Origin of the sequence: Priestia sp. LL-8, from assembly GCF_036227845.1 — a bacterium.
Taxonomy (GTDB): Bacteria; Bacillota; Bacilli; order Bacillales; family Bacillaceae_H; genus Priestia; species Priestia zanthoxyli.
In genome coordinates, this window is the sequence record NZ_JAZAQH010000001.1 from 4996035 (window position 1) to 5009095 (window position 13061).

10 protein-coding genes are annotated in these 13061 nt (G+C 39.0%); 1 reads left to right on the forward strand and 9 read right to left on the reverse strand.

Annotated elements, in window-relative coordinates:
* Positions 1 to 29: 29 nt before the first annotated feature.
* The 9 genes from U9R83_RS26110 to U9R83_RS26150 all read right to left on the reverse strand — a co-directional run bounded on the left by U9R83_RS26110 (position 30) and on the right by U9R83_RS26150 (position 11481).
* Positions 30 to 1829 carry a cation:proton antiporter gene (locus U9R83_RS26110; protein WP_116739831.1) on the reverse strand — a complete coding sequence of 600 codons (1800 nt, stop codon included), beginning with the start codon at positions 1827 to 1829 and terminating at the stop codon, positions 30 to 32.
* 226 nt (positions 1830 to 2055) lie between these two features.
* Complete coding sequence (gene cydC / locus U9R83_RS26115; RefSeq protein ID WP_243550284.1) at positions 2056 to 3801, reverse strand: thiol reductant ABC exporter subunit CydC; 1746 nt, start codon at positions 3799 to 3801, stop codon at positions 2056 to 2058.
* A complete protein-coding gene (gene cydD, locus U9R83_RS26120) occupies positions 3801 to 5513 on the reverse strand; it encodes a thiol reductant ABC exporter subunit CydD (RefSeq protein WP_014457707.1) in 1713 nt (570 codons plus the stop codon). Before cydD ends, cydC begins: the two co-directional genes overlap by 1 nt.
* Positions 5513 to 6529 (reverse strand): cytochrome d ubiquinol oxidase subunit II, encoded by a 1017-nt coding sequence (gene cydB / locus U9R83_RS26125; protein ID WP_014457706.1) that lies wholly within the window; start codon positions 6527 to 6529, stop codon positions 5513 to 5515. The genes cydD and cydB overlap by 1 nt, the downstream gene beginning before the upstream one ends.
* The gene (locus U9R83_RS26130; RefSeq protein WP_140451817.1) at positions 6516 to 7922 is read right to left on the reverse strand and encodes a cytochrome ubiquinol oxidase subunit I; all 1407 of its coding nucleotides are present in this window, start codon (positions 7920 to 7922) and stop codon (positions 6516 to 6518) included. Before U9R83_RS26130 ends, cydB begins: the two co-directional genes overlap by 14 nt.
* Before the next feature lie 300 nt (positions 7923 to 8222).
* Complete coding sequence (locus U9R83_RS26135) at positions 8223 to 8678, reverse strand: threonine/serine exporter family protein (protein ID WP_013059882.1); 456 nt, start codon at positions 8676 to 8678, stop codon at positions 8223 to 8225.
* 14 nt (positions 8679 to 8692) lie between these two features.
* A complete protein-coding gene (locus tag U9R83_RS26140) occupies positions 8693 to 9454 on the reverse strand; it encodes a threonine/serine exporter family protein (RefSeq protein WP_013085528.1) in 762 nt (253 codons plus the stop codon).
* A 144-nt stretch (positions 9455 to 9598) separates the two neighbouring features.
* Complete coding sequence (locus U9R83_RS26145; RefSeq protein WP_014457704.1) at positions 9599 to 10609, reverse strand: LacI family DNA-binding transcriptional regulator; 1011 nt, start codon at positions 10607 to 10609, stop codon at positions 9599 to 9601.
* 95 nt (positions 10610 to 10704) lie between these two features.
* Positions 10705 to 11481, reverse strand: coding sequence for an alpha/beta hydrolase (locus tag U9R83_RS26150; RefSeq protein WP_243550095.1), 777 nt, complete (start codon positions 11479 to 11481; stop codon positions 10705 to 10707).
* Positions 11482 to 11670: 189 nt separating this feature from the next.
* Between U9R83_RS26150 and U9R83_RS26155 the strand changes: the two genes are divergently transcribed.
* A complete protein-coding gene (locus U9R83_RS26155; RefSeq protein ID WP_140451819.1) occupies positions 11671 to 13056 on the forward strand; it encodes a sugar porter family MFS transporter in 1386 nt (461 codons plus the stop codon).
* The last annotated feature ends 5 nt before the right edge of the window (positions 13057 to 13061 follow it).

The following is a 13061-nucleotide window of genomic DNA, read 5'->3' on the forward strand; positions in this document are numbered from 1 at the left end:
AAAAAACAGGTCATTAAAGGCCTGTTTTTTTATCTTTTTAATGGCTGAAGGCTTAACACCGTGTCACCCGCATTAACGTTTATTTCTTGATCATGAGCAAAAAAACTCAATGCCTTTCCTTGCTTGCTCACTGCTAGTAAAAGAGAATCATCGCTTTTCTCCTCAAGATATGTTTCATACGTATATTCATCCGTAATTTTTGTATTGTAAATCGTATATCCGTGCTCCATTTTATGATGCAGAAACTCCCACGTAATTCCTTTCTTAAAGAGCATACGTCCTCTTACTGTGTGCATAATTTCATCGACATCTTCTCTTGAATCTTCTTGGTCACGAATGCTCAATTGAAAAACATTGTTCCGCCCCATATCTTGAAGAAAAGCAGTACAAACAAGCGCATTATATGCATCTAACTCAGTTGCAGCAATCACATATTCATAAGGAGTTAAGTCTAGATGATATTCCGTTTGCTCAGCTAGTACTTCTCCGTGATAAACATCTACTTCCGCTCTGCGCGCAACTCTTAACCGCTCCCACGAAGAATCAGCAACTAATACTGGATAGCCTAGCTGTTTTAACTTCGTTGCAAAGGCAACCGTAAAATCATTGCTTCCTACAAGCAAAATACCAGGTTCTTCTCCAATTGATAAATCAAGCTTCTTAGCTAGCCATGAAAGAGAAAAACCGTGTGCACAAACCGTAGCAAACACTAAAGCAAATGTCAGCGTTGTTAGGATGGAAGCATCTTTAAATCCTTCATCAATTAGTACTTTCGCAAAGTAGCTCGAGACCGTTAACGCCACAATTCCGCGCGGAGCAATCCAGCCAATCAGTATTTTTTCTTTTATAGATAAATCTGTCCCTACCGTTGATAAAAAGATGGAGACAGGTCTGACAATAAACAGCATAAGTAAAACAAACAAAATAATATTCCAATGAAAAATTTCAGTAATGGTCTTCATCGTCAGTCCAGCCGTTAACATGATAAAAATAGTAGAAGTTAATAGAACCGAGATGTTCTCTTTAAAATGTCGCATATCACTAATAGATGAAATATGCATATTAGCAAGCGTAATCCCCATCGCTGTTACTGCTAGAAGACCTGTTTCATGCTTAATTTCATCAGCTATCGTAAAGCAGGCAATAACGACAATAAATACGACCGGAGATTTTAAATACTCTGGAATATGACCCTTTTGAAACATCCATCCTATTCCGCGGCCGAGAAGCCACCCTATTAAAACGGCAATAATAGAGGCCACGAAGAAAAAGAGAATTGTTTTTCCACTCACTTCTCTCAGCACTAAAAATTGAACAATTTCAAACGAAAAAACGGCCAGCAATGCACCAAAGGGATCAACAATAATACCCTCCCATTTTAAAATGGCTGCTGGTTTTGGTTTTAATTTAGCTTGTCGTAAAAGAGGCAAAATTACGGTTGGACCCGTCACAATAAAAAGTCCTCCGATAACAATTGCCACCGCCCATGATAAATCCGCTATATAATGAGCAGCTAAAGAGCCTAAAATCCAAGCTAGCATGGCTCCGAGCGTCACAATCCGAAACACGGGCTTTTCGATTCCCCTTACCTCTCTCATGTCTAAGTTCAAGCTGCCTTCAAATAAAATAACAGCTACAGCAATCGATACAAAAGGATCAAAAAGCTGAGCAAACTGTGCTTTAGGATCAATTAAACCTAAAATAGGGCCTGTTAGCAGTCCGATAATTGACATCACGACAATTGCTGGTAGCTTAAATCTCCAAGCCAGCCACTGAGATAGAACGCCTAGTCCTACTACGAGCGTGATATGTATAAGCATAGGTTCCATTGTATCTTCCTTCTCTCGTTCGCATAATGTGTATATATTTTCCCTAAAATAAACCGATGTTATACAGGAAGAAACAAACACTACCTTGTTTTACCACTTTTTCAAAAATGCTAAACGCATACCCTTTTCTTTAAATACAAGCTGTTTTCTTTCGTTCGACACATATTTTACTCGTGTTTGTCGAATTTCACGTTAGTATAAAATAATAAAAAGCCTTTAGCTTCTGCTAAAGGCTTTTTACCGGATGATCCAATTCGTATAACTTTTGATAGTGACTATTCGTAGCAAGTAATTCTTCATGCGTTCCTCGAATGGCTACCTTACCATCTTGTAAAAACAAGATTTCATCCATTTTTTCCATCCCAACTAAATTATGCGTAACCCAAATTAAAGTTTTGTCGTGAAGAGTTTCAAAGATAGTGGATAACAAACGCTTTTCAGTCACGGTATCTAACCCTGCAGTTGGCTCATCTAGCATAACAATTGGCGTATGCTGAAGCAAAACACGTGCTAACGCAATCCGCTGACGTTCTCCTCCTGAGAAGCGCTGACCTGTTTCGAGCATGGACGTTTGATATCCTTGGTGCAAACCTTCCACAAGGGAGTGCATATTGACTTGCTTCATTGCCTCAATTACCTCTTCTTTTGTGGCCTCTTCATTAGCTAGTAATAAATTGTTTGCTACGCTTGTATTAAATAAATAAGGATTTTGATTTAATACAGAGATGAGTTTTGGTACATCTTCACGAACTTCAGCAACAGACTGACCGTTTAGTTGAACTGTACCTTCTGTAGGCAATAAGGAACCTTGCAGCAGCTTTAACAGAGTCGATTTTCCAGCTCCGCTCTTGCCAAGAATCGCAATTTTCTTCCCTTGCTCGACTTGAAATGAAAGATCATGAATTACTGACTCTTCCTCATTGCTATAGCGAAACCTTACATGCTCGACTTTTAAGCTAACCGAGTCCCATGAACCTTTATAAGGTAGGGAAAGAGTATGTTTTTTCTTTTCATTCACAGCTTCCCAGTTCTTTTCCATTTCCTGCACTCTATTTAATGACTCTTCAAACTGAGGAATCTTCTCTACTGCATTAGATACCGGCAGCAGTGCTTCAGATAAAGGAAATACTACTAAAATAAAAGCAGCAATAAAAACACCTGCAAGCTCTTTGTCTGCAAAAAGAGACGCCCCAAACCAAATCATTGTGACAATTAAACCTGCTACAATAACTTGGCCAATCAATTCTCGGTAATACGTCCATAGTTTAAGCTTGCGATCCATGCGGTCTAGCTCATCTTCTGTTTTGTTATACGAATGAAAAAATGACTGCTGCTGACCGCTTAACACCCAATCAGCAACTCCTAAAAACCCGTCTGTGACCTTGGCATATAACTGTGCTTTGCTTGATTTATATCTCTGATTAGCCGCTTTCATATGCCAAAGGGAAAAAAGCGGCATCACTACTACTAATAAAAATAAATAGATAGCAATCAAACATGCAAACTTTAGGCTAAAGAATCCTAAAGCTACAATCGCAACGACATATAAAATCACAGCTGAGATTGTTGGTAGAATGGTACGCAAGAACAAGTCTTGTAAGCTTTCAATATCTTCAGCAAGAACCCCTAAAACATCACCTGTACGATAGCGGGATGTAGCAATTAACGGTTCAATCAAATGATAAAGACGTGTGCGCATTTTAGCTAAAATCCGAAGAATAAAATCGTGACTAACAAGACGCTCCCCATAACGAAAGGCTGCTCGGCTTAAACCAAATGTACGCACAAGGACTATGGGAACGTATACTAATAAGATTGTTTCTGGCTGTAAGGACGAAGCTGAAATCAAGTAACCTGACGTGAACATTAGCGCGCAAGCAGAACCAATCGTCAATAAGCTTAGTAATAAGATAGAAAAGATACGATATTTATATGTTTTAAAGTAAGGCCATATCCAACTTTTATATTTCATCATATCTCCTCCTCTTCATGTAAAAATTGATAGTAAGCTCCTTTTTTTTGAATCAGTTCTTGATGATTACCGATTTCTGAAACCTTTCCGTCCTCTATCACAACAATAAGATCCATGTCTTTCATCCAATGCAAACGGTGCGTAGCTAAAATAAATAACTTGTCTTGAAACATCGTTAAAATATCTTGCTTTAATTCATATTCTGTTTCAATATCGACTTGTGCCGTTGGTTCATCTAGCATAATAATGGGGCGATCGCTTAGAAATGCTCGAGCTAGGGCAATCCTTTGAGCTTGGCCGCCGCTAAGCTGCCGTCCCCCATCCCCTATCATTTCATTTTCCTTCTTAGGCATCTGTTGAACCGCTGATAAAAGTCCTGCTTTCGTTAAAGCATCTTCATAATTATATGAGCGGACTCTATCCTGATAAAATTCAACATTTTCTTTTACAGTTCCATTAAAAATAAATGGGTGCTGAGGGATATACGTAATCTGCTTTTGCCAAGCCTCTGAGCGTAAATCAACCTGCACGCCGTTTACTTCAGCAGAGCCTTCTGTAGATTGTACAAAGCCGCTCAGTATATCAATAAGCGTCGATTTTCCAGCTCCGCTTTTTCCTATAATTCCAATTTTTTTACTTCCTTTAACATGAAGCGACACATCTTCAAGAGAAGGTGGCTGCTCTTCGTCATACTTGACGGTGATATGCCTTATTTGAAGTTCACTGCTTTCAGTCCAAGTAGGAACATCTTCTTCTTTAGCCGACGGTTTTTCAGCCTGCTTCACAACCTTAAGTAATGCATCTCCAGATTCTTTTCCGTCCAATGTTGCATGATAATCGTTTCCGACTTCTCGTATGGGCAGAAAATATTCAGGCGCCAGCAATAAAATCATAAGTGCAGGCTCTAATGTCATCGAACCATTCACCAGCCGCAAACCAAGCGTAACAGCCACGATGGCTACAGATAACATCGTAAAGAAATCGAGAGCAAACGTAGATAAAAAAGCAATTCGGAGGGTTCCCATTGTCGCTTTTCGATAACGGTCACTGACTCTCTCAATCGTTTCAGCATGTTCCTTACTTTTCCCGAGAAATGTTAACGTTTCTAACCCTCGAAGCGAATCTACAAAGTGGTTGGACAACACTTGATATGTCTCCCATTGGCTATCTATTTTTTTTTGTGCAGCCAGTCCGAGCAAAATCATAAATAAAATTAAAATTGGCATGGTCACAAGTAAAATAATGCCTGAAAGCCGATCATGGTACCAAACGAAAGCAAGCACTAGCCAAGGTGTAACGCTAATGGCGGCCAGTTTAGGCAAAAACAGCTCGAGATAAGCGCGAAGCTTCTGTAGACCTGTGGTGATGAGCGTCACCAAGTTTCCTGTTCCTTCATCTTTGGTAAAACGCGGTCCTAATGAAAAAATGCTTTTCATGACTATCAAACGAAGTTCCTGAGTCGTTTTGACTCCAAATTGATATGCTGTTTTTTTCACTATAAAACCTACGATCTGACGAACCATAAAGGCAGACAAAAACAGTCCGATTGCTTTTGTCTGCGAAGTTAAACTTTCACCATGAAAAAGAGCGGTAATTACTTCGGCAAGCCACTTAGCTTGAAAAATAATGGCTACACTTTGAATAGTAATAAGCCCTATTAACATGGCAAGAACCATTTTTATTCCGTTGTAAACCATTAAATTTCTACCCATTAGTACTCCATATGCTCCTTATGATCTACACGTTTTCTGAAAACGTAGTAGCTCCAAATTTGATAACCTAACACAAAAGGCAGTAACGCAATAGCAGCGTAAGACATAATTTTCAAGGAATAATTCCCTGATGCTGCATTATAAATCGTTAAACTATAGCCTTCATTGATTGAACTAACCAAAACGGTTGGAAACAATCCTGCAAATATAGAGGAAATTGATAAAATTAAAATTAAGCCAGACATAGCAAATGCCCATCCGTCTTTTTTACGTGTAAGGAAAAAACCTGCTAGTAAATACACGAAAATGCCGATGAAAAATGTATATAGCATCAAGCGGCTATGATTACTGAATAAATCTGTTTCAAAAAACGTCATGCCTGAAAAAATAAGAAGCAGCAAGGCATTAACAGGCAAAAGCTTCATGGCCACTTTTCGTGAACGATCTCTAATGTCATCCATCGTACGGATCGTCGCAAAAATAAGTCCGTGCCATAAGCAAAGCATTGTTAATGTAACACCGCCCGTTATAGTATATAGATTCACAATATCCGAAAAGCCGGCATTCATTTGCATGTTGCGCTCAACAGGCAGTCCTTTCATTAGCGCTGAAAATAAGATGCCGAAAATGAGCGGTGGAAAAAGACTTCCAAAGAAGATAACCCAATCCCACGCATTTTTCCACGCTTGTTTTTCAACTTTTCCTCGAAATTCAAATGCTACGCCGCGGCCAATAAGCGAAAGCAACAGAAGAACAAAAAGAACATATGACCCGCTTAATAGCGTTGCATACCAGTTTGGAAAAGCGGCAAACATAGCACCGATTGCTGAAATTAACCAAACTTCATTTGCATCCCAAAAAGGACCGATTGTATTAATAAAGGCTCGTCGCTCTAAGTCGTTTCTTCCTAAAAAACGAGACACCATTCCAATCCCAAAATCAAAACCTTCTAAAAAGATAAAACCAACAAACAGAATGGATACTAGTAAATACCAGAATTCATTAAGAGAAAACATTGTATCCCTCCTTTGTAAACGGATCAGTTGATGTTACTTTTGTATGTGCTTCGTGATCGTGATCTGGACCTTTTTTAATTTCTTTAACGAACAAGAACACCATAATCACAGCTAAAATTAAATAAAAGAACGAAAACGAGATAATAGAAAACAGTAATTCACCTGCTGTTACACCAGGAGACACGGCGTCTTCGGTTTTCATATAGCCAAATACAACCCAAGGCTGACGGCCAATCTCTGTCATAATCCAACCTGCTGAGCTTCCAAGGAACGGAAAGGCAATGGCAATCGTCATAATACGTAAAAATAGTTTGCTTTCTTGAAGTTTTTTACGAGAAAGCAAGTACGTACCCCAAATGCCTAGTGCACATAATACGCCACCTAGACCAGCCATAATGCGGAAACTCCAAAACGTTGTTCGAACGGGTGGAATATAATTTCCTTCTCCATATTTCGCCGTATACTGCTGCTGAAGCTCGTTCATTCCAGGAACGGAGCCTGAAAACTTCCCGTATGATAAGAAGCTTAATAAATAAGGTATTTTGATTTCACTCGTATTTTTCTTTTCATCAGGGTGAATATTTGCTGTTACTGTCCAAGCACCTGGACTTCCGCTGTTTTCCCACAATCCTTCACTTGCGGCCATTTTCATCGGCTGTGTTTTAACTAAGTATCCAGCCTGTTCATGCCCAGATAGCGCAATTCCGACACCTGAAACTAACCCTACAAGGATAGCAACTTGAAATGATTTTTTGGCAAAAGTCACATGTTTTTTCTTCAAGAGCATAACAGCACTGACACCCGTGATAAAAAAGGCGCCTGTTGCAAACGAACCTAAAATTGTATGAGGGAATTCAACCCACAGCTGACCGTTTGTTAACAATTTAAAGAAGTCATTCATTTCTAAACGGCCATTATTTAGCTCCATTCCGACCGGATGCTGCATAAAAGAATTAGCCGTTAAAATAAAGAACGCTGAGAAGATAGTACCTAGACTAACAAGCCAAATACATAGACAGTGCAGCCATTTAGGCAAACGATCCCACCCGAAAATCCACAGCCCGAGAAACGTGGACTCCATAAAAAACGCTAGCAGTGCTTCAATAGCAAGCGGCGCACCGAATACATCTCCTACAAACCTTGAGTACTCTGACCAGTTCATGCCAAACTGAAATTCTTGTAAAATACCTGTTACGACTCCGACAGCAAAGTTAATCAGGAATAAGTGCCCCCAAAACTTTGCCATCTTTTTATACTGTTCATCTTTTTTTACTACGTACATCGTTTCCATGATCGCTACTAAAAAGACAAGGCCGATAGACAGCGGTACAAAGATAAAATGAAACAGCGTCGTTGATGCAAATTGAATACGTGATAGTATGACTGTATCCATCTTCTTTCTCCTTTCATATATAAGAACATTCATCATTTCCATAGATACTTTGCTCATTTCTGAGCATCTTTTACTTATATTGTGAAATATTGAGCATAACAATTCGAGAAATATGCTCAACATTTCACAAACATATGTAATGTGTCTCTTTCTATTTACATAGTATAGTCTATTTTTTTAGCTGTGCACGTACATTTTTTGAACGTTTTTAGACTAAAACGTGACTTTCTTGTGACGAAAAAGGGAAGGAACTCTTTATTTTTTCATAAAAAAAGCACGCTCTGATTTGAGCTTGCTTCTCTACGGTCGATATTTTGCTTTCGCATTTAATTTAGATTGACGAATGATTTGGTTAATGACTTCAGAAAATACAATACCAATGGCAATTGAACCCGAAATCATAAAGGCTTTTGCTGCAAGACTAATCGCTTCATTATAATTATTTTCTACAAAGTTACGCATGGCATCGTATGCTGTTCCCCCTGGAACGAGCGGAATAATACCTGCTACGGTGAAAATAATGATCGGCGTACGATAAATTTTTGCGTAAATTTGACTAATAATAGCAATAAAGAAGGCCGATGCTACAGTGCTTGGAATTTCATCTACACCATAGAACGTTAGCAAATAGTAAATGAGCCAGCCAATCATTCCGACAAAGCCACTTTTTAATAATGATTCACGTGGAACATTAAAAATGATCCCAAACGCTGCTGAAGCAATAAAACTTGTAATTATCTGCTCTACGATATGCATATGATGCCTCCCTTCTATAGAAGCGTAAATACAATGGCAATACCTGCACCAATAGCGAATGCCGTCAGAAACGCTTCTGCTCCTTTTGATAATCCAGACAGTAAATGTCCCGCCATTAAATCTCGCACTGCATTGGTAATGGATAAGCCAGGAACGAGAGGCATAACGGATCCAATAATAATTTTATCAATTTGCGTGCCCAGTCCTGAAGCGACTAAAAGAGCTGATAAAAGTCCAATAACTAACGAAGCGGTAAACTCAGCAAAAAAGCGAATCGGAATAAGACGGTGGAAATACACCACGGTTAAAAATCCGAGACCTCCTGAAAACATCGCTGGAATAAAGTCCGTCCATAAACCTTGAAACATGATTAAAAAGCATCCGCTAGAAATGGATGCAGCTGCAAGTTGAACCCATAGTGGAAAAGCTACGTTCGTTGCTTCAATTTCTTGTAGCATTTCATACGCTTCCTCCAAGGAGATGTTTCCTTGACTGATGGTTCTTGAGACGCTATTTACCATAGTTACTTTTTTTAAATCTGTCGTTCGTTCGGAAATACGAATTAACTTCGTTTTCGTCGGTTCTTTCGTTTCAAGTGAAAACATGATCCCTGTTGGCGTCACATAGCTGTGGGATTTTTTTATACCGTAAGACGCTGCAATCCGCATCATTGTGTCTTCTACTCGATACGTTTCTGCTCCGCTTTCTAACATAATTTTACCTGCTAGTAAGCTAACGTCCATAATTTCATATTTATCTAATTTTTGCTGTGTCATCAAATCGCTCCAAACATATTAAAGCTTGGTTTTTTCCCCTACAGCATACAGTGTATAAGAAAGAGGGAAGTGGACGCAATGGTTAATGCAAAAAAGTGTGGACTTTTTGTCTCACACTTTCAGGAATAGTATATACATTCCTTATCAATTCATACGTTTTGTGGTCTCACGCTCTATTAATACAGGTGCCATTTTATACTGTACCTGATCTATTTCTTGCTGATCCTGAATTTGCTGAAGTAAGAGGTTTACTGCTTTTTCAGCCATTTTTTCCATCGGTTGACGGATAGTTGTTAGCGGAGGCTGCGCTTCACTAGCTTCTGTAATATCATCAAACCCTATCACAGACAAATCTGCTGGAACGTGAAGCCCGTTTTGCCACGCACAGTGTATCACTTTCAGAGCAATGTCATCCGTAGCACAAATAAGCGCAGTTGGGGGCTCTGGATGATGAGCTAGCTCATTTATAAACTGATATAGTTCATCTGAGTTATTCATATTTTCTTTCACAAACTTTGCGTTTGCTGACGGTACATATTGATAAAAAAGAGACAGACGGTGCTCCACTCCGCTTACAGCTTTTCCAACGAACCCGATATTATTATGGCCAAGGTCCGTTAAGTGAGCAACAGCTAATTGCATTCCCACCGCATCATCTACATGTACAATTGGCCAAAGTGCAGAAGAGCCGTCTCCTGTAAGAGAAACGTAAGGCGTTTGATATTGTTTTAATACGTCTACAAACGGATGATGAGCCGCTACGTAATCTAATAGAATGACCCCATCAAACCAATGATTCATCATCACATTTAATTGACGCTCAGCCGTTGCTTCTTGGTAATCCGTATGTCCAATAAGAACGTCCATCCCTCGACTTTGGACTTGTTGCTGTACCTTTTTTAACAGTTCAATTAAAAACGGGTCTTTTAAATCTCTAATTAATATCCCGATAATCCCTGTTTTTTGGGCACGCAGAGCTGCCGCAAATGGATTCGTCTGATACCCTAAATGAGCTGCTGCTTTTAGTACTTTTTGTTTTGTTTTTTCACTGATTTTAATTTTACCGTCTTTATTATTAAAGATTCTTGATACCGTAGCTAATGAAACACCCGCTTCTTTTGCTACTTCTGTAATCGTGACTTTTTTTCTCCCCATTCGTACCGACTCCTATTTCCTTTTAGTCTATCGACCAAGTAAACATTTTTCTTTATTATACTACTAGAAGTCGGAACCACCCAAAACTACCTTCCCTACTTTTCACTAAACAGCCACTTTAACACATCTTGAATTTTGTGATCCCAATATGCCCAGTCGTGACTTCCTTTTCCTTCTTCATATGTAAAACAAATAGGCTCTTGCTTACATCGCTCGGAAAAACGTTTATTTTCCTGATATAAAAAATCTTCCGTTCCACAGCATTGATAAATACGCGGAGTCACTTCTCCATAGCGCTGGCGATTTTCAAGCAGCCAAAAAAGATCATCCTCAGGTCTAATAACAGGCGGCATGCCAAAAATCAAAGGATAATCTAAGAGCTGAACTTCTCCTCGTCCTCCAAGCCCTTCAACGTCCATCACTCCTGATAAACTGGCAGCTGCAGAAAATTGATGTGGTTTGCAAAACGCCCATTTTAAAGCGCCGTACCCTCCCATAGAAAGACCAGCCACAAAATTATCTTCTCTTTTTTCCGATAACGGAAAGAATGACCTAGCCAATTGAGGAAGTTCTTCTGTTACAAACGTCCAATACTTCTTTCCATAAGCCATATCTCTATAAAAGCTACGATCTACATTTGGCATTACAACTGCAAGTCCTAATTCTGATGCGTAGCGTTCAATCGAAGTTCTTCTCATCCATATCGTATGATCATCAGAAAGACCGTGTAATAAATAGAGCGTAGGGTGTTTCTCACTTCTTATATTGGTTTGTAAACCAATCTGAGATTTTGTTTGCTGCGGTATCAAAACGTTCATTGAAGTACTTATTTGCAATACTTCTGAAAAAAAATCACATTGAATAAACGCCATATTTCTCTTCCCCCCTACTTTTTCTTCCCTATTGATTGATAACAAAACGTACATAATTCATATAAAAGTTAAAAAATAGTTTGATTATTTATAATTTTTAGTTTAACATAAAAACATCTTTTATGAAAACGTTTTACGTATAACGTTTTTTTATTAAAATAGTGACCGCGATTCAAAGGAGGAATTTATATGGGGATAGTAAAAGTAACTTCTGACGAGTATAAGGAGCAAAAAGGAAATCTACTTTTTGTTATTTTCATTTCATGTGCAGCTGCTTTTGGAGGGTTACTTTACGGCTATGACACAGCCGTCATTTCAGGGGCTATTGGGTTGATGGAAGTGCATTTTAATCTTAGTCCAACGATGGTAGGTTTTGTTGTATCTAGTTTGCTGCTCGGTGGTGCTGTTGGGGTACTTGCTTCAGGAAAACTGAGTGATCGATTCGGTAGAAAAAGCATCTTGCTTTTAGCAGCTTCTTTATTTATCGTATCCGCAATTATGCAAGCGCTATCTTCATCCATCTCTTTTGTGATTATTTCTCGAATTATTGGAGGACTAGGCATTGGCATGGCTTCTGTTCTTTCTATTACCTATATTTCTGAAATAGCCCCTCCGCACATGCGCGGCCGCTTAGGCTCTCTTTATCAATTTGCTGTTGCCGTTGGGATTGTTTCTGTCTATTTTGTAAATGACTACATTTTATCTATTGGGGAAGACGCATGGCAGAATTCCACAGGATGGCGCTACATTATCGGTGCTTCTGGAATTCCAGCTCTTTTATTTCTTCTTATCCTTTCTCCTGTTCCTGAAAGTCCGAGGTGGCTGGTAAAAGCAAACCGCACTGTAGAAGCTATGGACATTTTAATTAAAATCAATGGTACACACATTGCACGCCAAGAGCTGTATCATATTGAGCAATCGTTAAAAGAAAATCAACCGGCTTCTCTTTCGCTTTTTAAAGAAGCAGGCCTTCGAAAAGCGTTGCTTATTGGTATTCTACTTGCAGCCTTTCAACAGCTTGTCGGAATCAATGCCATTATTTATTACGCCCCGCAAGTTTTTGAAGCAGCTGGAGCTAGAGGAGATTTATCGCTCCTTGTTACGTCTATGATTGGTGTAGCTGCCTTTTTAGGCGTTCTTTGTTCCATGTGGCTTATAGACCGGATTGGCCGCAAAGCTTTATTACTTATTGGCACAGCTGGTATGGCTGTTACGCAGCTTCTCGTTTCTTTTGGATTTCATTCACAGGGTACTGAAGGCTTGACTACTAGTTTACTTATTGTTTTTTATTTATTTCTTTTTAATATTTCTATGGGACCTGTTGTATGGGTTGTGATTTCTGAAATTTTTCCTAATCATGCGAGAGGCTATGCAATGTCTATTTCCACCTTTTTCTTGTGGATAGCTAATTGGTTTGTGTCTCAGTTTTTTCCTATTCTTTGGAACAAAGCTGGAGGATCTTTTACCTTTTTATCTTTTATGATTATGTGTATCGCTTCGTTTTTGTTTATATGGAAGTGGGTGCCAGAAACAAAAGGAAAGTCACTTGAAGAAATTGAACATATATGGAAATAAAAGAA